Below are 25,316 nucleotides of genomic sequence, written 5' to 3'. Positions count from 1 at the left end.
GATCGGAGACACCCATGACCGAGTCCCTTCGCGCCGACGGGCGCACCGCCGACCAGCTGCGCACCGTCACGATCGAGCGCGGCTGGAGCGCGCACGCCGAGGGTTCCGCCCTCGTGAGCTTCGGCGGCACCAAGGTGCTGTGCACGGCGTCGTTCACGAACGGCGTCCCGCGGTGGCTGACCGGCAAGGGCAAGGGCTGGGTCACCGCCGAGTACGCGATGCTGCCCCGTGCGACCAACAGCCGCAACGACCGCGAGTCGATCAAGGGCAAGGTCGGTGGTCGTACGCACGAGATCTCACGTCTCATCGGCCGCGCCCTCCGCGCGGTGGTCGACACGAAGGCCCTCGGTGAGAACACGATCGTCATCGACTGCGACGTCCTGCAGGCCGACGGCGGCACCCGCACCGCTGCGATCACGGGCGCGTACGTCGCCCTCGCCGACGCGATCGAGTGGGGCCGGTCGCAGAAGTTCATCGCGCAGCGCTCGACGCCCCTCGTCGACTCGGTCTCGGCGGTGTCGGTCGGCATCATCGACGGCACTCCCATGCTCGACCTCGCCTACGTCGAGGACGTCCGCGCCGAGACCGACATGAACGTCGTCGTCACCGGCCGGGGACTTTTCGTCGAAGTGCAGGGCACCGCCGAGGGCGCCCCGTTCGACAAGCGCGAGCTCGACGCCCTTCTCGAGCTCGGCGTCGGCGGCTGCGCCGAGCTGCGCGACATCCAGACGGCGACGCTCGCGTGAGCGACCGCATCGTCCTCGCGACGCACAACGCGCATAAGGTCGAGGAGTTCCACGCGATCGTCGCCACCGTCCGGCCCGATCTCGAGGTCGTCGGCTACGACGGGCCTGAGCCGATCGAGGACGGCATCACCTTCCGCGAGAACGCGCTCATCAAGGCGCGAGCCGCGGCCGCGCACACGGGCCTGCCCGCTCTCGCGGACGACTCCGGCATCTGCGTCGACGCGCTCGGCGGCGCCCCGGGCGCATTCTCGGCCTACTGGGCCGGGCACCGGAAGGATGCCGCAGCCAACACGGCACTGTTGCTCGATCAGCTCTCCGACATCGCCGACCCGCGGCGAACCGCGCAGTTCGTCTCGGTCATCGCCCTCGTCGACGGCGACACCGAGCACGTCGTCGAGGGCGTCTGGCCGGGCCGGCTCGCGACCGAGGCGGCGGGGGCCGGCGGCTTCGGCTACGACCCCGTCTTCATCCCCGACGAGCAGCCCGATCCCGCTCGGACCGTCGCGGAGTTCTCGGCCGCCGAGAAGAACGCCGCGTCGCACCGGGCCCGCGCGTTCGCGGCCCTGACCGACCTGCTCCGCTCGCTCTGACAGGCGCTGCTGCGCCGGAGCGACGGACCGCCGCGGGCCTCCGCCCGGGCCGGCGCCGCCGTCCTGTCCCGCCAACAGGCTGAGACCGCGTCGCAGGCGCTCCTCGAAGCCCGCGCAAGCGGGGAGCCTGGTGACGGCACCGCCGGCTCCGCCGAGCAGAACGCCGCGTGAGTCCTCTCGCAGACCCCCGCCCGAGCCGGAGCGAGCTCGGCGCCCGTCGTTCCGTCGACAGGGCGGGTTGCTGTCCTCGCGGACGCACCGTGCCTGGCCGGCTGCTGGGCCTGTGGACGGCACGGCCGCTCGTCGGGCGCGTGTCACGGTGGGTCCGCCGGGATCCAGGCCCGCCGGTGCGGACGATGGCCCTCTCGTCGTCCCGCGGACAGGCCAGGATGCCGTGTTCGCGGTCCTCGCGCGTTCGGTCGGCCGCTGAGCCTGTACGCGGCACGGATGCTCGTCGGCACGGCTGCTCGTCGGCACGGCCGGCTGTTGGGGGTGGCCGGCTGTTCGGGGTGGCCGGGTATTCGAGGGTCGTTGTGCCGTCGACAGGTACAGAGGCGATGCCAGCGCGGGTGGCGGCCGGGCCGGGCTGCTCGCCCTGTGCACGGGACCGGTGGTCGCCCTCAGCGGGTACGAGGCTGACGGCCCGAGAGCTCGGGCGGCGGTGAGGGGCGCTCGCGCCGGACGTCGGCGGGCGCGCGGTCGGGACGCAGCCCGCGCCACCGGGCATGGCGCAGGATGCCGCCGGGGGTGAACTCGGCGAATTCCACCTCGCCGACCAGGTCGGGGCGCACCCACAGCGCATCCGAGGCGTCGGGGGCGGGCACACCGGTGAAGGGGTTGTGGCTCGTGCGGAGCGGGTCCAGGGCGGCAGTGAGGCGCGCGAGCTCGGCGTCGGAGAACCCCGACCCCACGCGGCCGGCGTACTGCAGCGTGCCCGCGTCGTCGGGGATGCCGAGCAGCAGTGAGCCGATACCCCCGCGACGGCCGCCCCTACCAGGGCGGATGCCGCCGACGACGACGTCCTGGGTGCGGGTGAGCTTGACCTTCAGCCACTCCTCGGATCGGACACCGCGGCGGTACGGCGAACCCGGATCCTTCACGACGGCTCCCTCGAGGTCGAGCTCACGCGCGACGGCGAGGGCTGCGTCGAGGTCATCGGCCTTCGGAGGGACGGTCAGGGGAGGCCGTGCTGCTCCGGCGGCGTCCTCGAGCAGGCGACGACGCTCACGCAGCGGCAAGCCCGTGACGTCGCGCCCGCCGTGGCGGAGCAGGTCGAAGACGAAGAAGTCGACCGGGGTCCGCTCACGCTCGCGCACGATCTCCCGCGCTTTCGCCAGATGCATGCGGTTCTGCAGGAGGGGGAAGCTCGGGCGCCCGTTGCCGTCGAGGGCGACGATCTCGCCATCGAGCACGAGCGGCGTGAGGCCGAGGCCCAGCTCGGCGTCGGGGGCGGTCAGCTCGGGGTACCGGGCGGTGATGTCGGTGCCGCTGCGGGCGTGCAGCCGCATGCGCTCGCCGTCCCAGTGCGCGATCGCGCGGACACCGTCCCACTTGAACTCCACCCACGGGCCCCACCGCCCGGCGGCGGCTCGAGCCGCCGCGGGGGAGGACGACACGGCCAGCATCGGCGAGATGGGCGCCGCTCCGTCAGCGTCGTCAAACCCTCCGGCCGCGCGACCGGCGTCCGCGTCGGCGTCGTCCGGCGCTTCGGTCGAGACCCGTGCGGCCCCGGCACCCCCGCCGTCACCCCCGCCGGTAGAGCTCGGCGACCCCGCTGCCGGCTTCATCCGGTGCACGAGCCACTGCGACTTCTCGCCCGAACCCGTCGTGCGGATCAGCACGAGACGCGCGTCCGCTGCGGGGCCGCCGGCCGTGCCGCGGAGCGTGACGATGATCTCGTCGTCTCGCCACTTCTCGAGGTCGTACTCGCCGGTGTCCCAGATCGTCATGGTGCCGGCGCCGTATTCGCCCGCCGGGATCTCACCGGCGAACGCGAGGTACTCCATCGGATGCGGCTCGGTCATGACAGCGAGGTTGTTCCGGTCGGTCGTCTCGGGGATGCCGCGCGGCACCGCCCAGCTGATGAGCACCCCGTCGCGCTCGAGGCGGAGGTCGTAATGCAGGCGCCGGGCATGATGCTCCTGGATGACGAACCGCGGTCGCGCCCCGATGGACGAGGCGGCGACAGCGCGCGGCATCGGCTCGGGGGTGCGGTCGGCCGATCGCTTCGCGAGGTACGGGGCCAGCGGGGCGGTGCGCGCCGGCGCGAGGGGTGCGAGCAGGTCGCCGGTAGCGGAGGCGCGCTCGAGCATCTCGTCGAATCGCAGGTGCCGCAGCTCGGGATCGTCGAGCTCGGCCCAGGTGCGTGGGGCCGCCACCGTCGGCTCGTCCCGCCCGCGCAGCGAATAGGGGGCGATCGTGGTCTTCGAGCCGTTGTTCTGACTCCAGTCGAGGAAGACCTTGCCGCCACGGGCGCTGCGCGTCATCTGACTGATCACGAGGTCGGGGTGGTCCGCCTCGAGGGCACGCGCGAGCTCCTTCGCGAAAGCCGAGGCCTGGTCGCTCGTCTGCTTCCCGTCCAGCGCCGCGTAGAGGTGGATGCCCTTGCTGCCGCTCGTCACCGGGAAGGCCTCGAGACCCATGCCCGAGAGGATGTCGCGCACCCACCGCGCCACCTCGGCGCACTCCGCGAGTCCGACGCCCGGCCCCGGGTCGAGGTCGAGCACGAGCCGGTCGGGCGAGCCGCGCTCGCCGAGATCGGTGAAGCGCCACTGGGGCACGTGCAGCTCGAGGCTCGCGACCTGGGCGAGGTAGACGAGTGCGGCCACCTCGTCGACGAGGGGGTAGTCCTTCGCCCCGGTCGAGTGGTCAATCGGCATGCGGGGGAGCCAGGAGGGCGCGCCGCGTTCGAGGTCTTTGGCGAAGAAGTCGGGATGGTCCACGCCCTCCGGCCAGCGCTTGCGGGTCACCGGGCGCCGGTCGAGGTGGGGCAGCATGAGGGGGGCGATGCGCGAGAAGTAGTCGATCACCTCGCCCTTCGTGGTTCCCGTGCGCGGATAGAGCACCTTCTCGAGGTTCGACAGCCGCAGGCGCCGCCCGTCGACCTGCACCGTCTGCTCTCCTGCCATGGCGACAGGGTATTGCGCCACCCGGTGGCGATGCGGCGGGGTTGCGGTGTGTACTTCCTGCATGAGATCGATCTGGAAGGGCGCCCTCACCTTCGGGCTCGTCAACGTGCCGGTCAAGGTCTACTCGGCCACGGAGGACCACGACGTCCCCCTGCATCAGGTGCACAATGCCGACGGCGGACGGATCCGCTACCAGCGAATCTGCGAGATCGACGGTGAAGTCGTGCCCTACGCCGACATCGAGCGCGCCTACGACGACGGCGAGCAGACCGTCGTGCTGACGAAGGACGACCTCGCGTCGCTGCCGTCGGAGCGCAGTCGCGAGATCGACGTCGTCGAGTTCGTGCCGAGCGATCAGATCGACCTGCTGACGCTCGACAAGGCGTACTACCTCGAGCCCGATTCGTCGTCGCCGAAGTCGTATGTGCTGCTGCGCAAGACGCTCGAGCAGACCGACCGCACGGCCATCGTCCGGTTCTCGCTGCGCCAGAAGACGCGCCTGGCAGCGCTGCGCGTGCGCGGGGACGTGCTGGTGCTACAGACGTTGCTGTGGGCCGATGAGGTGCGCGAGGCGGCGTTCCCCTCGCTCGACGAGTCGGTGCGCATCTCTGCGAAGGAGCTCGAGCTGTCGGCATCCCTCGTCGAGAGCTTCTCGAGCGATTTCGATCCGGAATCGTTCACCGACGAGTACCAGGAGGAACTCCGCACCCTGATCGATGCGAAGCTCGAGAAGGGCGATGCGCTCGACACGTCGGAGACGTTCGGCGAGAAGGCGGAGAAGGAAGGCGGGGAGGTCATCGACCTGATGGCGGCCCTCCGGGCGAGCGTCGAGCGCAGTCGAGCGGCGCGGGGCGACGCGAACCGTTCCGGCGCCCCATCGGACGACGGGACCGCCGCGGAGGAGCACACCGGCAAGAAGCCGGCCACCGAGAAGCCCGCCGCCGGAGAATCCGCTGCCAAGAAGCCGGCCGCGAAGAAACCGGCGACGAAGAAACCGGCGACGAAGGAGCCCGCTGCGAAGAAGGCGGCGACGAGGAAGAGCGCGAAGGCGTCGTGATCAGAGCCGCGGGGGCTCGGCGCCGCGCTCGCGGTCGACCGGCTCCGCGCGGTGGGCGTGCTCGCCGGGGTGCGGGTGTCCGCCGTGCTCGTCGAACACCTCCGGGTCGAGAACGAGTTCGCGCGCCTCCGCCGGGTCGGTGTACTCGTCGGGACCGGCTGCGAGCTCCTTCTTGGCCTTGCGCTTCTCGGCGAAGTAGTGCCAGACGATGAAGAAGACGGTGCCGACGACGGCGGCGAGGAGGATCACGTCGATGTATTTCGCGACGAACTCGCCGACACCGGGGATGAGGCTCACGACGTAGCCGATCATCGTCAGCCCGAAGCCCCAGAGCACAGCGCCGATCAGGTTGTACAGCGAGTAGCGGTGCCAGGCCATCTTGCCGACGCCGGCAGCGACGGGCGCGAAGGTGCGGACGATGGGGACGAAGCGCGCCAGGATGACGGTGACACCGCCGTACCGCTCGAAGAACGCGTTGGTCCGCTCGACGTTACGGCGGCTGAACAGGCCCGACTCCTTGCGTTCGAACACCGCGGGGCCGCCCTTGCGCCCGATGACGTAGCCGACCTCACCGCCGAGGAACGCCGCCAGGCCGATCAGCAGGCCGACGATCCAGACGTTGATCCCGAAGACGCCGTGGGGGGCGTGCGTGACCGGGTTCGACAGCAGGCCCGCCATGATGAGCAGGGTGTCGCCCGGCAGCAGGAACCCGACGAGCAGCCCGGTCTCGGCGAAGATGATGAAGCACACCACGAGCAGAGCCCAGGGTCCGGCCGCGCTGATGATCGTCGCGGGGTCGAGCCAGGGGATGAGGGCGATCTGATGCACAGTGTTCCCGTCGGAAAAGAGTGACGCGAGGGAGGGCGAATGCCCGATCCGTGCGGAAGGTGGGACTTGAACCCACACGCCGTGAAGCACAGGAACCTAAATCCTGCGTGTCTGCCAATTCCACCACTCCCGCGGAGGGCTCAGTCTATCCAGCCGCGACCCCGTCGACCTGTGTGTGCGGCGCAGATGTCGGGTCAGCCGTAAGCGTCGGCGAGCCGCCGACGAACCAGTACCCCGCGCCGACGACGAGGGCGCCGCCGACGAGGTTGCCGGCTCCCACGCACACCAGGTTGAGCGCGAAGAGCGGGACGGTCGCCGACGGATCGCCCGACAGCAGTCCGATCGTGAACGTCGTCATGTTGGCGACGACGTGCTCGAAGCCCGAGGTGATGAAGGCGAGGATGGCCGCGAACACGACGACGAGCCGCGCCGTCTCGCTGCGCAGCCGCACGGTCATCCAGATCGCCAGACACACGAGCACGTTGCAGAGGATGCCGCGTACGAAGAGCTCGAGCGGCGTCTCGTGCGCCTTGCCCGCCAGCATGCCGGAGACCATCGCTCCGGCTGCGGTGTTACTGCGCAGCACACCCGACGCCGCGACGAGGGTCGCGAACACGACCGATCCGACCAGGTTCGCCGTGAAAGTCCAGAGCAGAGCGGCCGCAGCCCGGCCCACCGGCACGGCGCGCATGAGGGCCGCCTGAGGTAGCGTCATCATCGACGAGGTGACGAGCTCGCCGCCCGCGACGACGACGATCGTCAGGGCGACGCCGAACACCAGCCCGGAGACGAGCTTCGCCCACCCGCTGCCCGCCTCGAGCAGTGGACCGGCCGCGGTGACCATGAGAACGACGCCGACGCCGATGTACGCCCCGGCGAGCATGCCCGAGACCGTGAACCTGCCCGGTGAGCGCAATCCCTCAGCTTTGCGCCGTCCGTTCGTCGCCTGCGCGTCGAGGGCCTCGCGGATCGTGAGCACGGGTCACCGTCCTTCCGACGCCAGTCTGCGCTGGAGGCATCCGGTCTCGCGGGATCGCCGGCCGGGGATAACCCCGGCCGGCGGGCGGCGCCGTGCGATGTGTCCGTCAGCCCGCCACTGCGGGGTCCGCTCCGGCGAGCTCGGCGCGCAGGAGGGCGGCGCCGGCGACGAGGGCACCGAGCTTGTCGGAGGCCACGGTGCGCGGCAGGGGCGCCATGCCGCAGTTCGTGCTGGGGATGAGCTTGTCCGCGTCGACGAACTGCAGGGCTCGGCGGAGCGTGTCGGCCACCTCGTCCGGCGTCTCGATCTCGTTGCGGGCGACGTCGATCGCCCCCAGCATGACCTTCTTGCCGCGGATGAGTTCGATCAGCTCGAGCGGGACGTGCGAGTGGTGACTCTCCAGGGAGACCGCGTCGATGGCCGATCGCTGCAGGAGGGGGAACGACTGCTCGTACTGTCGCCACTCCGCCCCGAGGGTCGCCTTCCAGTCGTTGTTCGCCGGGATGCCGTAGCCGTAGCAGATGTGCACGACGGTCTCGGCGCGGAGCCCCTCGGCGGCGCGCTCGAGGGTGGCGATGCCCCAGTCCGTCATCTCGTCGAAGAAGACGTTGAACGCCGGTTCGTCGAACTGGATGATGTCGACCCCCGCGGCCTCGAGCTCGCGCGCCTCCTGATTGAGGATCGTCGCGAACTCCCACGCGAGCTTCTCGCGGCTCCGGTAGTGCCGATCCGACAGGGTGTCGATCATCGTCATCGGTCCGGGCAGCGCCCACTTGATGGGCCGGTCCGTCTGGCCGCGCAGGAACGCCGCGTCGTCGACGAACACCGGCTTCCGTCGGCTCACGGCTCCCACGACGGTGGGGACGCTCGCGTCGTAGCGGTCGCGGATGCGGACCGTCTCGCGCTGCTCAAAATCGACGCCTTCGAGGTGCTCGATGAAGGTCGTGACGAAGTGCTGTCGGGTCTGCTCGCCGTCGCTGACGATGTCGAGGCCCCGCCGGTGCTGCTCCTGCACGGCGGCACGCAGAGCATCGCGCTTGCCCTCCGCGAGGGTGTCGCCCGTGAGCTCCCACGGCGACCACAGCACCTCGGGCTTGGCGAGCCAGGACGGCTTGGGCAGGCTCCCGACGATAGAGGTGGGCAGCAGGGTGTCGGTCACGGGTGGGCCTCCACGGCTGATCGGACGGGGGCCGGGTAGCGAGCGGCCCAGCTGGTCAGCACCTGCCGGTGCGGGGTGACGAAATGCTCGTCGGCGTACTTGCCCTGCGTCGACGCGAGCTGACTGCGCTCCACGCGGTCGTACGCGATGTCGGTGGGGGAGAAGTCGGCGCTGTCGAGCGACGGACGGTACACCTCTTCCGCGGGTGCGACGGCGTTGTAGATCTCGGGCCGGTAGATCTTCTGGAACGTCTCCATCGTCGCGATCGTCGCGGTCAGCTGCAGGTCGCTGTAGTCGCCCAGCAGATCGCCGCGGAAGTAGAAGGCGAGCGGTGCGACGCTGCCGCGAGGCATGAAGTAGCGCACCTGCAGACCCATCTTCGCGAAGTACTCGTCGGTGAGCGAGAACGCGTCCTGCTCGTACTCGGCGCCGAGGACGGGATGACGGTTGCCGTTGCGACGGTAGGTTCGGCTCGTCGAGACGCTGATGCACACCACCGGCGACAGCGCGAAGCGCTCACGGTAGGCCGCGGACTCGAGGAAGTGCCGGAAGAGCTTGCCGTGGAGATCGCCGAAGCCCTCGGGCACGCGCAACTCTCCCGGGGCCTGCTGCGCCGCGGGCAGGAGGACGCTGAAATCGTAGTCGCGCAGGTACGACGAGAAGTTGTTGCCGACGATGCCCTGATGGCGCTCGCCGGTCGTCCGGTCGAGGACGTGGATGTCGAGCACCTCCAGCAGCGGGAACTCCTGATCGTCGCCCTCGTCGGCGAACCGCAGCTGAACCGACACGATGTCGAGCTCGGCGGTGTAGCGGTCGCCCGACGGGTTGTCCGCGCGGGCGAGGTCGTTCAGTCGCGCGTCGATCATCGCGAGCGCGCCGCGGAGGTTCTCGCGTCGACGCTCACCGCGGGCGAGGTTGGCGAAGTTCGTCGTGATGCGCGAGCTGTCGGAGGGGGCGTAGTCCTCGTCGAATCGGGTGGTGGTGATGTGGAACGTGAACTCGTTCGACATGGTCGGCCAATCGGTGCGGAGGGTGGGGGAGCGATGCGGTCAGCGGTCCGTCCATCGTGCTCGCGCGCGCCCGGCATCGGGTAATTCATTGTCGCTATGCAGTGCCATAGGCTGTGTCTATGGCTGGGAGTCGGAGCGCGATCACACTGCAGCAGCTGCACTACTTCGTCGAGGTCGCGGCCGAGGGGTCGATCTCGGCTGCGGCAGACCTGTTGTTCGTCGCGCAGCCGACGATGTCGGCGGCGATGAAGGATCTGGAGGCCCGCGTCGGACGGGATCTCCTGCTGCGCTCGGCTCGCGGGGTGACCCTCACGACCGACGGGGTGGAGTTCCTCGGCTACGCCAGACAGGTCGTCGAGCAGGCGGAGCTGCTCGAGCAGCGATACCTCGGCCGGCCGCCGTCACGGCGCCTCCTGGGTGTATCGACCCAGCACTACTCGTTCGCCGTCGACGCGTTCGTGCGCATGGTGCGGAGCACCGGTGCCCCGGAATACGAGTTCTCGCTGCGCGAGACGCGCACGTGGGACATCATCGAGGACGTGCGGACCCTCCGGAGCGAGATCGGCATCCTCTTCCGCAACGATTTCAACCGCAACGTCATGGACAAGCTGCTGCGCGACTCCGGGCTCGCGTTCCACCCGCTGTTCGTGGCCGAGCCCCACATCTTCGTCTCGCGCCGGAATCCGCTCGCGGGCCGGGCCCGGGCGACGCTCGACGATCTCGTCGGCCTGCCGCGGCTCACGTTCGACCAGGGGGCGAACAACTCCTTCTACTTCGCGGAGGAGATCCTCTCGACGCTCTCGAGCGCGCAGGAGATCCGGGTGTCCGATCGCGCGACGATCTTCAACCTCATGATCGGCCTCGACGGCTACACGATCTCGACCGGCATCATCAGCGACGACCTCGACCCCGAGATCGTCGCCGTTCCCCTCGATGTCGACGAGCGCATCGAGATCGGCTGGATCGGCCGCACCGCCATCCCGCTCACCGAGCAGGCCCAGCGCTACCTCGACGAGGTCCGCACCGTCGTCGCGGGGTTCGGCATCGACCTGCTGGGCTGAGCAGGGGCCGGTTTCGCGGGCCCGTCGCGCCGTGGCGCGGCGGCGCGCCGCGCCGACGATTCGCGCGGCGCTCGCCGGGTCTCACACCGCGGGCACCGGAGCTCCGACCATGCCGAACAGGTCCTTGGGGTCCTCGGGCTCGGCGATGAGGTCGATCGACTCGCTGTAGCGGGTGTTCGCGGTCGCGTCGCGCGTGTAGCGCAGGGCGGTGAAGTCCTCGATCGCGAACCCGACCGAATCGAACACCGTGATCTCGTCGGGCGACACACGGCCCGCGGCGGTGCCCGCGATGACCGACCACACCTCCGTGACCGGCCAGTCGGCGGGGAGCTGCTGCAGCTCGCCCTCGATGCGGGTCTGCGGGGTGTGCTCGACGAACAGCCGGTTCTCGCGGACGAGCGCGAGGTCGAGCTCGGTCTTGCCGGGGCAGTCGCCGCCGATCGCGTTGATGTGCGTTCCGGCCCGGACCTCGTCGGCGCGCAGCACGACGGCATTCGCCTTGTCGGCGGTGCAGGTCGTGATGAGATCGGCCTCCGCCGCCGCGGCGGCCGCGGATTCGGCGACCGTGACGGTGAAGCCGAGCGGACCGAGGTTCCGGGCCGTGGCCTCGGCCGCGGCCCGATCGGTGTCGAAGACCCGGAGATCGGTGATGCCGAGCTGCGAGCGGATCGCGAGTGCCTGGAACTCGGCCTGTGAACCTGCGCCGATCATCGCGTGCACACGGCTGTCGGGGCGCGCGAGCCACCGTGCGGCGAGCCCCGATGCCGCGGCCGTCCGGAGCGCCGTCAGAAGGGTCATCTCCGAGAGGAAGAGCGGGTAGCCCGTCATGACGTCGGCGAGCACGCCGAACGCGGTGACCGTCTGGAAACCGCGCGACGGGTTCGCGGGGTGACCGTTGACGTACTTGAACGCGTAGAGCTCGCCGTCGCTCGTGGGCATGAGCTCGATGACGCCGATCGGCGAGTGGCTCGCGACGCGCGGCTCGCGCTCGAAACGTTCCCACCGTCGGAAGTCCACCTCCATGGCGTCCACCATCCCCGCGATGATCGACTCCGGGCCGGTCTCGCGGACCCACGCGACCATGTTGCTGACGCTGACGAAACGCATGACGGATTCCTTTCGGCGGACGGCGCCTCGGGGCACCACGTGTGGCGACATTCTCCCGACGGCGCGGGTCCACCGGATTTCCGCCGCCGGAAGTGGCAAATCCGCGAACTATCGTTTGCGGATTGTCAGCGGGCGCGTCGGGAGCGGTGACGCGGCGTCCTTACCGTGGCGGCACGACGGCGACGGGAGGTCGGGATGCGGATGCAGCGACGGGGCGAGGATGCGCTCGACTGGCGGATGTACCGCGGCGAGGGGCAGGTGCAGGTCGAGCGCTACTTCCGCGCGTCCACGCGGCTCGCGGCGAGCGTGATGTTCTACCACCTCGAGCCCGGCGCCGAGGAGGGTGTCCATCACCACCTCGCGGATGACCCCGCCAGCTGCTCCACCGACAGCGCGGACGAGATGTACGTCGTCACGCGCGGCGAGGTGGTCGTGACGGGAGGTCCCGAGCCGATCGTGCTGCGGGAGGGTGACGCCGCCTACGCCCCGCACGGTGTGCCGCACGGCGTGCGCAACGACTCCAGGGCGCCCGCGGAGCTGGTGCTCGTGTACGGGCCGCCTCTCGGCTGACCCCCGCTCCGGGTACCGGGGGTCAGCGCCCCGCGAGCTGTTCGCCGCGGCGCGCGGTGCGCACGATGCCGTCGGCGAGCGCGGGCCACAGGCCCGGCGGGATCAGGTGGCCCATGCCGGGATGGATCTGCAGCTCGGCCTCCGGCAGGGCCGCGGCCATGTCGATCGCGGCATCGTGACCGCAGACGTCGTCGTCGCGGCCGTGGAAGACGAGCGCGGGCGCGGCGACCGAGCGCAGCAGCTCGAGGCGCTCGGGAGCGCGCAGCAGGGCCGCCCATTGGCGGCTGAAGCCCTCCGGGGCGTCGCCGCGGTCGAACGCCTCGCCCGCGGCCCACCGCATCCAGCCGACGTCGATCGGATAGCGCGCGCTACCGGCGACCTCGGCATATGCCCCCGCCGCCTCGACCTGCGCGGCGCGCGGCACCCGCACCGGCGCCTGCTGCAGCTCGGGTCGTGCGTCGTGGCGCACGTAGCGGGGGTCCTGGCCGGGGATCGTCGAGACGAGGCCGAGGCTCAGCACACGGCCGGGACGCCGGATGGCGGCCATCTGCGCCATCATGCCGCCCATCGAATGTCCGACGAGGTGCGCGCCGTCGACGCCGAGATGGTCCAGGATGCGCACCACGTCGTCACCGAGCTCCTCGAGTCCGTACCCGCCGTCGACGTCGTCCTCGCCCCCGAAACGCGGCGAGAGACCGGTGTCGCGGTTGTCGAAGCGGACGACGCGGAAGCCCTGGGCCGCAATGAGCTCGATGAAGGGCTCGGGCCACGACAGCAGCTGGGCGCCGCCTCCCGAGATCAGCACGACGAGCGGGGCGTCCGCGTCGCCGAAGGCCTCAAAGTAGAGATCGACGTCGGTCGTGTCGGTGTACGGCACGAAGTTCCTCTCTGCGTCAGTCGACGAGGACGGGGCGGTGATCGATGCCCGTGGCGGGATCGTGCGCTGCGGCGACCCCGAACGTGGAGATGTCCTCGGTCGTCTCGCCGTCCACGGCGAGCTCGGCGAGGATGCGGCCGATGGTCGGGGTGAACTTGAACGCGTGCCCCGCGCCGAGGGCGACGATGATGTCGGGGTGCTGGGGCACGGGACCGATGACGAAGTTGCGGTCGGGGGTGATGGCGTACTGGCAGGTCACCGTGCGGAGTACGCCGCCGCTGCCGGGGATCGTCGTCGACATGAAGGATGACAGCTCTGCGAGCAGTTCGGGGGAGGGCGCGAAGGTGCGCTCGTCGGGCGACATGATGTTGTCGGACCGGTCGCGCGCCGCTTTGATGGTCGGCTCGCCATAGGTCGGGAAGCCGTAGAAGCACTGCTCGTCCTCCCAGATCCACACCGGGAACCGGTCGCGGTCGAACGCGTCGGGTTGTTCGGGGGCGAAGTACGTCACCTGCTCCTGCATCGTGATGAGGGGGATCTCGGCACCCAGCGGTGCGAGGAGCGCGTTCGTCCAGGCGTCGGCTGCGAGGACGACCTTGCCGGCGTGTACGTCGCCGTCGGCGGTGCGCACGACGACGCCGGACTCGTCGGGGATGAGGCTCAGCACCGGCGTGCGGTCGCGGATGACCGCGCCGTTCATGCGGGCGTGCATCTGGAACGCGGCGACCGAACGCGCGGCGTGGACGATCCCCGAGTCGGGTGTGTAGACCGTCTCGACGCCGGCGGGCAGCGAGAACTGCGGCCACCGCGCGTGGACGTCGTCGGGGGCGAGCAGTTCGTGGGGCACCTGCGCCTCGGTGAGGCTCGACACGAAGTCGGACGCGGCGAAGGGCCCGTCGGTCGGGATGAAGACGAGCCCACCGGTCACGGTCGTGAGACGTTCTCCCGTCGCCGCCTCGAAAGCGGCCCAGTCGCGATACGACGCCTGCGCGAGACGGACGTACGGGGTGGAGCCGTACGAGGTGCGGATGATGCGCGACGTGTCGTGCGACGCCCCGCGGACGTGGCCGAGCTCGAACTGCTCGAACGCGATCGTCCGCACTCCGGTTCGCGAGAGGTGGTACGCGGCAGCGCTCCCCAGAGCGCCCATGCCGACCACCGCGACATCGAATCTCTCCATGTGGCCTCAGTCCTTCCCAATCGGTGATGGTCATTATTTGAACCCCGTCGTCCGGCGCTGTTACAGTGCTGGCCACCTGCAAACCCGGCGCGTGTGGTTTGCCGATTACCGGCGAAGGGGAGCCATGACCGCACGTGTGGAGGCGGGGCTCCGTGTCGTCCAGGTTGTGGCCGGGCGTCCCGACCCGACGGAGCCCATCTTGACCGGCGCGATCGCGCGGTCGGCGGGGATGTCCCTGAGCAGCGCGTCGCGGCTGTGCGCGGAGCTGGTCGACCTCGGCCTGCTCGCGCGCGGCGAGGCCTACGGGTCCTATCGGGTCGGGCCCGCCGCTCTGCGCTTGTCCGGCGTCGCTTCCGAGCCCTCCGTCGCAGCCGCGCGCTCGGCCCTCACCCGGCTCGCCCACGGCACCGGCGAGACGGCGGTGCTGGCGGTCGGGGCTCTCGGGGGCGTCCGCGTCGTCGACGCCGTCCCTTCGCCGTGGACGCTCCACTCCCCGGCCGGGGTGGGGGAACTCGTCGCGGACCAGCGGAGCGCGAGCGTGCAGGCCCTCGCGAGGGTCGGCGTCGGGATGGGCGGGCAGGTGACCGAATCGCGGATCGGCAAGTGCGTCGAACTCGCCGTCCCGGTGCTCGAGCCGGGCGGCGAGAGCGTCGGGGTCCTGGCAGTGCGCCTGCCCGTGAACCGGGCGAAGGAGGGCGTGCCCGTCGCGCGCCGAGCCCTGGCGGCCGAGCGACGCACGCTCGAGCGCACGCTCGACGCGCCGCGCGCGCGACGGACGCCGCCGGGGGCGAGGCGCGGCCCCTCGTCGGCTCTCGCGGCGACCCAGGTGCTCCTCGAGGCTCTCGGGCCCGCGGAGGCCACGGTCTCCGAGCTCTGCGCGGCCACCGGCATCCGTCGCGACCGGGCGCTGCGCCTGCTCGAGTCGTGCCACCGCGTCGGTTTCATCCGTTTCGACGCCGACCGCGAGCGCATGCACCTGTCGTGGATGCTCCACGGCTGGGTCCGGGCGGCCGTGCGGCCGACCCTCGTGACGGAGGGCGCGCCCGTCGTCGCGGCGGCCGCGGACGCCACCGGTGTCTGCGCCTTCATCACGGTGCTGAGGGGCATGCGCTCGGTCACCCTCGTCGAGGAGATCCGAAGCCTCGGTGCGGGCCTCGACATGACGCCGTGGCTCGGCCGCCCGTGCCCGATCCCGAGTGCCGACGGCGGGCCGACGCTCGTCATGGACTTCGACCCCGACGACATCCCGTCGTTCCTGCCGCGGCGGACCGACGCGCGGGAGCTCGCCGACTTCCGCCGCCGCGTCGCGGTGCTCGTGCGCGACGGCGTGCTCGCGACGGAATCGTTCGAGGAGGCCGGGCAGACCGCCGTGACGGCACCGATCCGCGATGCCAGCGGTGCTGTCGCCGCCGCCGTGTGCCTGGTGGGGACCACCGACGAGATGCGGCCCCGCATCCCCGAGCTCAAGGCCGTCGCACTCGCGCTCTCGGCCGACCTCTCCGGCCTCGTCGGGTACCGCGCCGCCGTCGCGGGCGCCGCGGCCTGACGCCCCGATCGTCCCCCGGTTCGCGAAAGCGCGATCCGGACGCGTCGGGTTTGCGTGTTCCCGGAGGCGTCGACCGGGCGAAAAAGGCCGTTCCTATCATGAGCGCACTCGCCACGGACGTCGCGGCCCCCGCTGACGGGGCCCGGCTCGATCCGTGAGCGGACACCGTCACCGTGCAGCATCCCGCCCGAACAAGGAGTGCCATGAATCGCCGTCCGTTCCGTCCCGTCCCCCGTCTCGGCCTCGTCGTGGGGGCGTCCCTCACGACCGTCGCGCTCCTGGCCGGCTGCGCGTCGTCGGGCGAGGCATCGCCCGCGGCCGGCCAGAGCGAGCTGTTCGACCAGTCCATCGCTGACCTGCTGCCCGCGGACATCGCCGAGGCCGGTGAGATCCACGTCGCAAGCGGCCCGGGCTACCCGCCGATCCTCGACCTCGCCGAGGACGGCGTGACCCTGTCGGGCTCGCAGCCGGAGGAGGTGCGCCTGATCGGCGAGGTGCTCGGCATCGACATCGTCTTCGATGACATCAAGTTCGACGCGTTGTTCCCCGCCCTCGAGTCGGGCAAGGTCGACATGGCAGCGGCATCGCTCGGCATCACGCAGGAGCGGCTCGGAGCCGTCGACTTCGTGAGCGACTTCCAGGGCGGCACGACCCTCCTCGTCGCCGGAGGCAACCCCGAGGAGCTGTCGATCGAGACGCTCTGCGGTCATTCCGTCGGCGTGCTCAAGGGCTCGACCGAAGAGACGGTCACCCTCCCGGTGTGGGCCGAGACCTGCTCGGCCGCCGGCGACCCCGACATCGAGATCTCGACCTTCGCCACCGCTGCCGACGCCGTGCTCGCGCTGTCGTCGGGCCGCGTCGAGGCGACGGTCAGCGCACTGCCGCCGGCCGTCTATCAGGCGGCTCAGTCGGATGGCGCCATGGAGGCGCTCGACATCAACTACGAGCCCACCCCGTGGGGGCTGGCCTTCCCCAAGGGCTCGGAGCTCACCGAGGCCGTCGCGGCAGCCCTGCAGAAGCTTATGGACGAAGGTCTGTACCTCGAGAACCTCGAGCGATTCGGCGTCGAGGTGGGCGCCGTCGACACCGCCGAGGTCTACACCGACCCCGCACAGGCGGCGAAGTGAGCACGGCTGTCCCGAGGGCGGTGCGCCCCGGCGGGACGATCGCCGGGGAGGCGCCGCTCCGGGTCGTCCCGGTGCGGCGCTGGGGCCAGTGGCTCGTGTCGGTCATCGTTCTGCTGCTGGCCGCCCTGCTCGTGCAGTCGGTGGCGACCAATCCGAACTTCGAGTGGGCCAAGGTCTGGGGCTACTTCCTCGACGGCCGCATCCTGCGCGGGCTCGGCACGACGCTCTGGCTCACGGTCGTCGCGATGCTCATCGGCGTCGCGATCGGGGTGATCATGGCGGTCGGTCGCCAGTCGCGGAATGTCGTGGTGTCGGGTGCGGCGTCCGCCTACGTCGGGTTCTTCCGTGGAACGCCGCTGCTGGTGCAGCTCATCTTCTGGTTCAACCTGGCGGCGCTGTACCCGACCCTCCAGTTCGGCATCCCGTTCGGCCCTGTTCTCGCCGAGGCCGACACCAACACGCTGATCACACCGATGCTCGCGGCGATCCTCGGGCTCGGCCTCAACGAGGGGGCCTACATGTCCGAGATCGTCCGCGCCGGACTGCTCTCGGTCGATCCGGGACAGACGGATGCCGCCGAGGCGCTCGGTATGCGGCGTCGGCAGATCTTCCGGCGGATCGTCCTGCCCCAGGCCATGCGCGTCATCATCCCGCCCACCGGCAACGAGACGATCTCGATGCTGAAGACGACGGCGCTCGTGAGCGTCATCGCCATCGGAGACCTGCTCTTCGCGGCGCAGACCATCTATTCGCGAAACTTCGAGGTCATCCCGCTGCTCATCACGGTGAGCATCTGGTATCTGCTGGTGACCACCGTGCTGAGCGTCGGCCAGCACTTCGTCGAGCGCCGCTTCACGCGCGGCGACCGCCGCGCGGAGAGGTCCTACCTGGTCGAGTGGCTCGAGGGTCTGGTTCCCCGGCATGCCGCCGTGGCGCCGACGCCGGCGACGGGCCCGATCGATGTCGAAGGAGGACGCCGATGACTGCGCCGACCCCCACCCCCATGGTCGAGGCGATCGGCGTGCACAAGCGCTTCGGTGCCAACCACGTCGTCCGAGGCATCGACCTCGTCGTCGAGAAGGGGCAGGTGCGGTGCCTCCTGGGGCCTTCGGGCTCGGGGAAGAGCACGTTCCTGCGCTGCATCAACCATCTCGAGAAGATCAACGCCGGCAGCATCAGCGTGGACGGCGAGCTCGTCGGCTACCGACGGGCGGGCGACCGGCTGCACGAGCTGCGCGACGACGAGATCGCGCGCAAGCGCAGCGACATCGGCATGGTGTTCCAGCACTTCAATCTGTTCCCGCACATGACCGTGCTCGAGAACCTCATCGAGGCCCCGGTGATGGTGCGCCGTGAGAAGGCGAAGGATGCGAAGGAGCGCGGGCGCGCGCTGCTCGACCGGGTCGGCCTCGGAGACAAGGCGGACGCCTACCCCCGGTCGCTCTCGGGCGGGCAGCAGCAGCGGGTCGCCATCGCCCGGGCGCTGAACATGCGGCCAAAGCTCATGCTGTTCGATGAGCCGACCTCCGCGCTCGATCCGGAGCTGGTCGGCGAGGTGCTCGATGTCATGCGCGACCTGGCGGCGGAGGGCATGACGATGATCGTCGTCACGCACGAGATCGGCTTCGCCCGCGAGGTGGCCGACACCGTGACGTTCATGGACGGGGGAGTGGTCGTCGAGAGCGGTCCGCCCGCGCAGGTCCTCGGCGACCCCGAGCACGCTCGCACCCGCGCCTTCCTCGCGAAGGTGCTCTGAGCCCGTCAGGAGGCGATCTCGTCGAAGGCCTGCTGCAAGGCGGTCTGCACCGCTTCGAGCGCGGGGCGGTGCGAGGCACCGTGCCGCACGGCGGTGAAGACGTCGCGGCGCGGTCTTCCGGGCAGGTCGAGCAGCCGTACCGGCGGGTCGTCTCCGGCGAACACGAGGTCGGGGATCATCGCTGCGGCACGTCCCGCCGCGACGAGGCGGATGTGCGCGGTGAGGTCCGTCAGCTCGAACGGGACGTGCGGCTCGAAGCCCGCTGCTCGGCACTGCTGTGTCGCCCAGTGCCGAGCGGCGGTGCCGACCGGCTCCATCACCCAGGAGCGGTCGCGGAGTGCGGCGAGCTCGGTCTCGCGCTCGCCGGGCCCGACGGCCAGCCGGATGCTGTCGAGCCCGAGGAAAGCGCGATCGAGGCCCGAGCGGTGCTCGCGCGTGTGCCCCGGGTACTGCTCGGCGACCACCAGGTCGAACCCGCGCGCGGCGAGCTCGAACAACCCCTCCTCGGGCGGCAGCTCCGTCACCTCCAGACGCAGCCCCGGAGCGGAGTCGTCGAGCAGTTCCAGAACCCGCGGGATGAGGCCGTGCACCGCCGACTGCATGGCCGCGACGCGGATGGGCGAGAGAGACGGCTGCATCCGCTCGAGCTCGCTCCGCACCTCCTCGTCGGCGGCGAGCATGCGCGCCGCATGGGCGGCGAGCGCCTCGCCCTGTGCGGTCAGCCGCACGCGCCTGCCGTCGGGCTGCAGCAGTGCCACACCGGCTTCGCGCTCGAGCTGCGCGAGCTGCTGGGAGATCGTCGACGGGCTGTATGCCAGAGCCTCCGCCACAGCCGCGAGTGTGCCGCGCACCGACAGTTCGTGCAGCAGCCGCAGTCGGCGGAGGTCGAACACGGTGCGCTCCACTCATCGAGAATATCGAACAGTACCGATCGTAAACGATCGCTTTTGTCGATGAGAGGGCAGCTGCAGACTGAGTCCATCAACGGAAGGATCACCATGACCCCCGCCTCAGCCTCCGCCCCGTCGCGGGCCGTCGCCCCTGCCGAGATCCGCCTCGCCGACCTCGCCGACGATGCCGTCGCGCTCGTGCGGCGCTGGCTCGAAGCCAGCCGCGCCGAGAAGGTCGACGCCGCTGCCGAACGCCTGGCGGGTGTGCTGCGCGACCCGCACGGCCTCGATTTCACGGTGGGCTTCGTCGACGGGGTCGTCCGGCCCGAGGACACCCGGGTGGCCGCGCGAAACCTTGCGGCGTTGACTCCGCTCATCCCCAGGTTCCTGCCGCTGCACCTCAAAGCGGCGATCCGCCTGGGTGCCGTCGCCGCACCCCTCGCCCCCGCCGTCGTCGTGCCCGCGGCGCGTGCCGCCCTGCGCGCCATGGTGCGCCATCTGATCGTCGACGCCACGGATCGCCGTTTGGGCCCCGCCATCGCCCGCATCCGCGGCGACGAGGGCGTCCGACTGAACGTGAACCTGCTGGGCGAGGCGATCCTCGGCAAGAAGGAGGCGGCACGCCGTCTCGCCGGCACCCGCAGACTGCTCTCGCGCGACGACGTGGACTACGTCTCGATCAAGGTGTCGTCGACCGTCGCGCCCCACACCCCGTGGGCGTTCGACGACGCCGTGACCGACGCCGTCGACGCCTTGCGCCCGCTGTACCGGGTCGCCGCCGCGGGGCGGAAGTTCCTCAACCTCGACATGGAGGAGTACAAGGATCTCGATCTCACGCTCGCCGTCTTCATGCGCATCCTCGACGAGCCGCAGTTCCGCGACCTCGAGGCGGGGATCGTGCTCCAGGCCTATCTGCCCGATGCGCTCGGCGCGATGATGCGGCTGCAGGACTGGGCCGCTGCCCGGGTCGCCGACGGCGGTGCCCCGATCAAGGTCCGCGTCGTGAAGGGCGCCAACCTCCCGATGGAGCGCGTCGACGCCGACATCCACGACTGGCCGCTGGCGACGTGGGAGTCGAAGCAGGCATCGGACGCGTCGTACAAAGCGGTGCTGGACTTCGCCCTGCGCCCCGAACACACCGCGCACGTGCGCATCGGCGTCGCCGGTCACAACCTGTTCGACATCGCCCTCGCCTGGCTGCTCGCCGAGCGCCGCGGCGTGGTCGGCGGCATCGACATCGAGATGCTGCTCGGGATGGCGACGGCGCAGGCCTCTGTCGTCCGCCGTACCGTCGGTTCGATCCTCCTGTACACGCCCGTCGTCCACCCGCAGGAGTTCGACGTCGCCATCGCCTACCTCATCCGTCGCCTGGAAGAGGGTGCCTCGGCCGAGAACTTCATGTCGGCCGTGTTCGACCTCGATGCCGACGAGCAGCTGTTCGCACGGGAACGCGATCGGTTCCTCGCGGCGATCGATGCCATGCCGACGGACGTACCCGGACCGCGTCGCGTGCAGGACCGCACGGCCGAGCCGGCCCCGACCGAGACGAACGGGTTCGCGAACACGCCGGACTCGGACCCCGCGATCGCCGCGAACCGTCGCTGGGCGGACGGCATCCTCGAGCGCATGCCCCATTCCGCGCTCGGCGTCGAGACGGCCGAGGCGCACGTGCTCGCGGATGTCGCCGCCGTCGACGCCGCCGTGGCCGCCGCCGTGGCCGCGGGGGCCTCATGGCGTGCCCTCTCCGCCGACGAGCGCGCCGAGATCCTCCACCGGGCCGGAGACGTGCTCGAACGCCGGCGCGCCGACCTCATCGAGGTGATGGGCGCGGAGTGCGGCAAGGTCGTCGAGCAGAGCGACCCCGAGGTATCCGAGGCGATCGATTTCGCCCACTACTACGCCGAGCAGGGCCGCACCCTCGCCGACGTCGACGGCGCCACGTTCACCCCTGCGGGCCTCACCGTCGTCACCCCGCCCTGGAACTTCCCGGTCGCCATCCCGGCCGGGTCGACGCTCGCCGCGCTCGCCGCCGGCAGCCCGGTGATCATCAAGCCCGCCCTGCAGGCCCGACGGTCGGGCGCCGTCATGGCCGAGGCGCTGTGGGAGGCCGGCGTGCCGCGCGACGTGCTCACGTACGTCCAGCTCGACGAGGGCGCCCTCGGAGCGCGTCTCGTCGCCCACCCCTCGGTGCAGCGTGTCGTGCTGACGGGGGCCTACGAGACCGCGGAGCTGTTCCGCTCGTTCCGCCCCGACCTGCCGTTGCTCGCTGAGACGAGCGGGAAGAACGCCGTCATCGTCACACCGAGCGCAGACCTCGATCTCGCCGCCAAGGACGTCGCGATGTCGGCCTTCGGCCACGCGGGTCAGAAGTGCTCGGCGGCCTCCCTCGTCGTCCTGGTCGGGTCGGTCGCGACCTCCGACCGGTTCCGGGCACAGCTCGTCGACGCGGTCACATCGTTCGAGGTCGGCTCGCCCTGGCAGGCCGCCAGCCGCGTCGGGCCCCTGATCGAGCCGGCATCCGGCAAGCTGCTGCGCGCCCTCACGACGCTCGAGGCCGGGCAGTCCTGGGTCGTCGAGCCCCGGCGCCTCGACGCCGACGGGCTGCTCTGGGGTCCCGGCATCCGCGACGGTGTGCGGGCGGGCTCGGAGTTCCACCTCACGGAGTACTTCGGCCCCGTGCTGGGCATCATGACCGCCGAGACCCTGGACGAGGCGATCGACCTCGTCAACGCGATCGAGTACGGCCTGACATCGGGCCTCCACGCCCTCGACGAGAGCGAGATCCAGACGTGGCTGAGCCGCATCGAGGCGGGAAACCTCTACGTCAACCGGGGGACGACCGGTGCCATCGTGCAGCGGCAGCCTTTCGGCGGCTGGAAGAAGTCCGTGGTCGGCTCCGGAACCAAGGCGGGCGGGCCGAACTACCTCTCCGGCTTCGGGACGTGGAGCGACGCGCCCACGACGCTCGGGCGCCCCGCCCGCACCGACGCCTTCGCATCCGCCGCGTGCGCTGCCGTGCCGGAGACGGATCGCGCCTGGCTCGCGGCCGCTCTCGCGAGCGACGGCGCCGCGTGGCGGGACGAATTCGGCGTCGCCCGCGACGTGACCGCGCTGGAGTCGGAGCAGAACGTGTTCCGGTACGCCGCGGTCCCCGTGACGGTGCGCGTCGAGGCGGTCTCCGAGGTCGCCCTGGTCCGGTCGGTCGCGGCCGGCGTCCGCGTGGGTGCGGACGTGATGGTCAGCTCCGCCGTCGAGCTCGCCCCGGCGGTGCGCGCCTGGCTCGAGGGCGTGGGTGTGCCCGCGCGCGTCGAGGGCGACGTAGCCTGGACGCGCCGCGCGGCCGGCCTCGCCCGGTCGGGCGGTCGGGTCCGCCTGCTCGGCGGCTCCGCCGCGGCGTTCGCCGAGGCGACGTCGGGATCGCCCGCCGTGGCGCTGTACGACGGCCCCGTCGTCCGCGCTGGACGCATCGAGGCGCTGCCCTATCTGCGTGAGCAGGCGGTCTCGATCACGGCGCACCGCTTCGGCACGCCGCGGCGCTACGCAGTGCCGGCGCCGGCGGGCGGCATCCGATGAGGCACGCCCCCGACTACGCCGTCACCGACGCCGCCTGGGTCAGGGAGCTTGTCCGGGAGAATCCCTGGGCCTCGATCGTCTCGTTCGTGCCCGGGCGCGGCCCGGTCGCCTCGCACTACCCGATCATGCTCGACGAGGCCGCGGACCGGGACGGCGCCGAGGACGGGATCGTGATCGTCAGCCACGTCGGCCGCCCCGACGAACGGCTCCACGAGCTCGGGCGGCACGAAGTCCTCGTGATCATCGCGGGCCCGCAGGGATATGTCTCACCCGGCTGGTACGGGGTGTCGCCCGCCGTGCCGACGTGGAACTTCGCGGTCGCTCACGCCTACGGCGTGCCCGAGCTGCTGAGCGATGAGGAGAACCTGTCGGTGCTCGACCGGATGGTCGGACACCTCGAGAAGCCCCTTCCCGAGCCCTTCGCCATGGCGGGGACGCTCGAGAACGAAGAGTACGCCCGGCGCATCGTCGGCGGGACGGTCGGATTCCGGCTGCGGGTGACGCGCTTCGAGGCGAAGCAGAAGATGAGCCAGGACAAGGCCCCCGAGGTGGTCGATCGCGTGCTGAACCGTCTGCGGCAGCCCGGCCCGTACGCCAACCCGGCCCTGGCCGACACGATGGAGCGCGTGCACGGTCGCGCCGACGAACGGAGAACCCCATGACCTCCCCTGATCTTCTCCTGCGCGGTGCCCGCACCTACGCCGGCGGCGCTCCCGTCGACATCCGGCTCTCGTCCGGTCTCGTCGCAGACCTCGCTCCGCGGGGAACGCTGAACGACGACGGCGCGCGGATCGTCGACCTCGACGGCCGATTCGTCGGCTCCGGGCTGTGGGACGCCCACGTGCACTTCACCCAGTGGGTCATTCAGCAGCGCCGCGTCGACCTGTCGGGCACCCGGAGCGCCTCCGACGCCGTCGCCGCCGTGCGGGCAGCCGTCGCGACCGGCTTCCCGACGACGGACGGTGTGCTCTTCGGCTATGGCTACCGCGACGGGCTCTGGGACGAGCCGGTCACGCGCGCCGCCCTCGACGTCTTCGCCCAGCCGGTCGTGCTCATCAACGGCGACCTGCACAGCGCGTGGATGAACACCGCCGGCGCGGCTCGTCTCGGCCTGCGGCCCGACGCGAGCGGCATCGTGAGCGAGGGGGAGTGGATCGGGGTGCTGCAGCGGTTCCACGCCGAGGCCAGCCTGCCGCTCGCCGACTACCGGGCCGCCGCCGACGCGGCGGCCGCGCGCGGGATCGTCGGCATCGTCGAGTACGAGAACGTGCTCAACATCGACGAGTGGTCGGCTCGGGTCGCAGCCGGTGTCGACAGCCTCCGGATCGATGCCTCGGTGTGGCCCGACCGGCTCGACACGGTGATCGGGCGCGGTCTGCGCACGGGCGACGCCGTCGATCCGTCCGGGCTCGTGACGATGGGCCGGCTCAAGGTGGTCGTCGACGGCTCGCTGAACACACGGACGGCGTACTGCTGGGACCCGTACCCCGGTATGGACGCGCACGCCGCGCATGCGTGCGGCGTCAGCAGCATCCCGGTGTCGCAACTGCGCGACCTGCTGGTGCGCGCGCGGGCGGGGGGCATCGCAGCGGCGGTCCACGCGATCGGCGACCGCGCGAACACCGAGGTGCTCGACACCTTCGAGGAACTCGGCATGCCGGGGATCATCGAACACGCCCAGCTCGTGCGCAGCGACGACTTCCCGCGCTTCGCCCGGCTGAGGCTGATCGCGAGCGTGCAGCCGGAGCACGCGATGGACGACCGCGACGTCGCCGACCGCTACTGGGCCGGTCGCACCGACCGGGCCTTCGCCTTCGGGTCGCTGCACGCGGCGGGAGTCGATCTGCGACTCGGCTCGGACGCCCCGGTCGCCCCGCTCGACCCCTGGCACGCCATCGCCTCGGCCGTCGCGCGCAGCCGGGGAGACCGTGACCCGTGGCACCCGGAGCAGGCGCTGCCGCTCGACGTGGCTCTGGCCGCGAGCGTGCGGCACCCCCTCGCCGTGGGCGCGCCGGCCGACATCGTGGTCACGGACGCCGACCCGTTCGAGCTCGATCGCGACGCCCTGCGGGCCATGCCCGTGGCCGCGACCCTGCTGGGAGGGCGGTTCACCTACGACGCGCTGTGAGGCG

At 71.1% G+C, this 25,316-nt stretch carries 21 protein-coding genes and 1 tRNA gene; 12 read left to right on the top strand and 10 right to left on the bottom strand.

The annotated features are described in order from the left end of the window. Positions 1-14 precede the first annotated feature (14 nt). Positions 15-746, top strand: coding sequence for a ribonuclease PH (gene rph, locus BLT21_RS02795; protein WP_091498935.1), 732 nt, complete (start codon positions 15-17; stop codon positions 744-746). After that, a complete protein-coding gene (rdgB, locus tag BLT21_RS02790; RefSeq protein WP_091498932.1) occupies positions 743-1,336 on the top strand; it encodes an RdgB/HAM1 family non-canonical purine NTP pyrophosphatase in 594 nt (197 codons plus the stop codon). The genes rph and rdgB overlap by 4 nt, the downstream gene beginning before the upstream one ends. A 620-nt stretch (positions 1,337-1,956) precedes the next feature. On the opposite strand, the gene BLT21_RS02785 is transcribed toward rdgB, so the two are convergent. Next, a complete protein-coding gene (locus BLT21_RS02785; protein ID WP_091500658.1) occupies positions 1,957-4,464 on the bottom strand; it encodes an ATP-dependent DNA ligase in 2,508 nt (835 codons plus the stop codon). Between the two features lie 61 nt (positions 4,465-4,525). Here BLT21_RS02785 and BLT21_RS02780 point away from each other — a divergent pair, with 61 nt between their 5' ends. Beyond that, on the top strand, positions 4,526-5,521 hold the full coding sequence (locus tag BLT21_RS02780) for a non-homologous end joining protein Ku (RefSeq protein WP_091498928.1): 996 nt from the start codon (positions 4,526-4,528) through the stop codon (positions 5,519-5,521). Here the strand turns inward: BLT21_RS02780 and BLT21_RS02775 are convergent, their stop codons facing one another. From BLT21_RS02775 to BLT21_RS02755, 5 genes are all read right to left on the bottom strand, one after another. Continuing rightward, positions 5,522-6,349, bottom strand: coding sequence for a DedA family protein (locus tag BLT21_RS02775; RefSeq protein ID WP_091498925.1), 828 nt, complete (start codon positions 6,347-6,349; stop codon positions 5,522-5,524). 51 nt (positions 6,350-6,400) lie between these two features. Next, positions 6,401-6,482 (bottom strand) — tRNA-Leu (locus BLT21_RS02770). 12 nt (positions 6,483-6,494) lie between these two features. Then, entirely contained in the window at positions 6,495-7,328 is an 834-nt protein-coding gene (locus tag BLT21_RS02765) for a formate/nitrite transporter family protein (protein WP_091498916.1), read from the bottom strand. Between the two features lie 106 nt (positions 7,329-7,434). After that, the gene (locus BLT21_RS02760; protein WP_091498913.1) at positions 7,435-8,487 is read right to left on the bottom strand and encodes a methionine synthase; all 1,053 of its coding nucleotides are present in this window, start codon (positions 8,485-8,487) and stop codon (positions 7,435-7,437) included. Beyond that, positions 8,484-9,497 (bottom strand): putative oxygenase MesX, encoded by a 1,014-nt coding sequence (locus BLT21_RS02755; protein WP_091498910.1) that lies wholly within the window; start codon positions 9,495-9,497, stop codon positions 8,484-8,486. The genes BLT21_RS02760 and BLT21_RS02755 overlap by 4 nt, the downstream gene beginning before the upstream one ends. Before the next feature lie 119 nt (positions 9,498-9,616). On the opposite strand from BLT21_RS02755, the gene BLT21_RS02750 reads away from it, so the two are divergent. Further along, positions 9,617-10,558 carry a LysR family transcriptional regulator gene (locus tag BLT21_RS02750; protein WP_091498909.1) on the top strand — a complete coding sequence of 314 codons (942 nt, stop codon included), beginning with the start codon at positions 9,617-9,619 and terminating at the stop codon, positions 10,556-10,558. A gap of 81 nt (positions 10,559-10,639) precedes the next feature. Here BLT21_RS02750 and BLT21_RS02745 read toward each other — a convergent pair whose 3' ends face one another. Next, a complete protein-coding gene (locus tag BLT21_RS02745) occupies positions 10,640-11,665 on the bottom strand; it encodes an ornithine cyclodeaminase (protein WP_091498906.1) in 1,026 nt (341 codons plus the stop codon). Positions 11,666-11,860: 195 nt separating this feature from the next. On the opposite strand from BLT21_RS02745, the gene BLT21_RS02740 reads away from it, so the two are divergent. After that, on the top strand, positions 11,861-12,235 hold the full coding sequence (locus tag BLT21_RS02740) for a cupin domain-containing protein (RefSeq protein ID WP_091498902.1): 375 nt from the start codon (positions 11,861-11,863) through the stop codon (positions 12,233-12,235). A gap of 22 nt (positions 12,236-12,257) precedes the next feature. On the opposite strand, the gene BLT21_RS02735 is transcribed toward BLT21_RS02740, so the two are convergent. Together BLT21_RS02735 and solA are read right to left on the bottom strand one after the other, a co-directional pair. Beyond that, complete coding sequence (locus BLT21_RS02735; protein ID WP_176786796.1) at positions 12,258-13,112, bottom strand: alpha/beta fold hydrolase; 855 nt, start codon at positions 13,110-13,112, stop codon at positions 12,258-12,260. Positions 13,113-13,128: 16 nt separating this feature from the next. Further along, positions 13,129-14,292, bottom strand: coding sequence for an N-methyl-L-tryptophan oxidase (solA, locus tag BLT21_RS02730; RefSeq protein ID WP_091498894.1), 1,164 nt, complete (start codon positions 14,290-14,292; stop codon positions 13,129-13,131). 124 nt (positions 14,293-14,416) lie between these two features. On the opposite strand from solA, the gene BLT21_RS02725 reads away from it, so the two are divergent. The 4 genes from BLT21_RS02725 (at position 14,417) to BLT21_RS02710 (ending at position 18,721) form a co-directional block, all read left to right on the top strand. Then, entirely contained in the window at positions 14,417-15,838 is a 1,422-nt protein-coding gene (locus BLT21_RS02725; RefSeq protein WP_176786795.1) for a helix-turn-helix domain-containing protein, read from the top strand. A 203-nt stretch (positions 15,839-16,041) separates the two neighbouring features. Then, on the top strand, positions 16,042-16,965 hold the full coding sequence (locus BLT21_RS02720) for an ABC transporter substrate-binding protein (RefSeq protein ID WP_091498887.1): 924 nt from the start codon (positions 16,042-16,044) through the stop codon (positions 16,963-16,965). Continuing rightward, positions 16,962-17,948, top strand: a complete 987-nt coding sequence (locus tag BLT21_RS02715; protein ID WP_256335888.1) for an amino acid ABC transporter permease — start codon at positions 16,962-16,964, stop codon at positions 17,946-17,948. Before BLT21_RS02720 ends, BLT21_RS02715 begins: the two co-directional genes overlap by 4 nt. Continuing rightward, positions 17,945-18,721 carry an amino acid ABC transporter ATP-binding protein gene (locus BLT21_RS02710; protein WP_305367297.1) on the top strand — a complete coding sequence of 259 codons (777 nt, stop codon included), beginning with the start codon at positions 17,945-17,947 and terminating at the stop codon, positions 18,719-18,721. Before BLT21_RS02715 ends, BLT21_RS02710 begins: the two co-directional genes overlap by 4 nt. A gap of 5 nt (positions 18,722-18,726) precedes the next feature. Here the strand turns inward: BLT21_RS02710 and BLT21_RS02705 are convergent, their stop codons facing one another. Then, positions 18,727-19,614: a LysR family transcriptional regulator gene (locus BLT21_RS02705; protein ID WP_091500657.1), complete on the bottom strand. Its 888-nt coding sequence runs from the start codon at positions 19,612-19,614 to the stop codon at positions 18,727-18,729. A 105-nt stretch (positions 19,615-19,719) separates the two neighbouring features. Between BLT21_RS02705 and BLT21_RS02700 the strand changes: the two genes are divergently transcribed. Genes BLT21_RS02700 through BLT21_RS02690 form a run of 3 tightly spaced genes read left to right on the top strand, consistent with a single transcriptional unit; the run spans position 19,720 to position 25,312 of the window. Continuing rightward, positions 19,720-23,184: a bifunctional proline dehydrogenase/L-glutamate gamma-semialdehyde dehydrogenase gene (locus tag BLT21_RS02700; RefSeq protein WP_091498872.1), complete on the top strand. Its 3,465-nt coding sequence runs from the start codon at positions 19,720-19,722 to the stop codon at positions 23,182-23,184. After that, positions 23,181-23,846 carry an FMN-binding negative transcriptional regulator gene (locus BLT21_RS02695; protein WP_091498869.1) on the top strand — a complete coding sequence of 222 codons (666 nt, stop codon included), beginning with the start codon at positions 23,181-23,183 and terminating at the stop codon, positions 23,844-23,846. Before BLT21_RS02700 ends, BLT21_RS02695 begins: the two co-directional genes overlap by 4 nt. Continuing rightward, positions 23,843-25,312: an amidohydrolase gene (locus tag BLT21_RS02690; protein WP_091498866.1), complete on the top strand. Its 1,470-nt coding sequence runs from the start codon at positions 23,843-23,845 to the stop codon at positions 25,310-25,312. Before BLT21_RS02695 ends, BLT21_RS02690 begins: the two co-directional genes overlap by 4 nt. Positions 25,313-25,316 lie beyond the last annotated feature (4 nt).

Origin of the sequence: Microbacterium sp. cf332 (assembly GCF_900102175.1) — a bacterium.
In the GTDB taxonomy this organism is placed as follows: Bacteria; Actinomycetota; Actinomycetes; order Actinomycetales; family Microbacteriaceae; genus Microbacterium.
The sequence above is the reverse complement of the archived record's forward strand: the minus strand, read 5'-3'. Positions and strand labels throughout refer to the sequence as shown.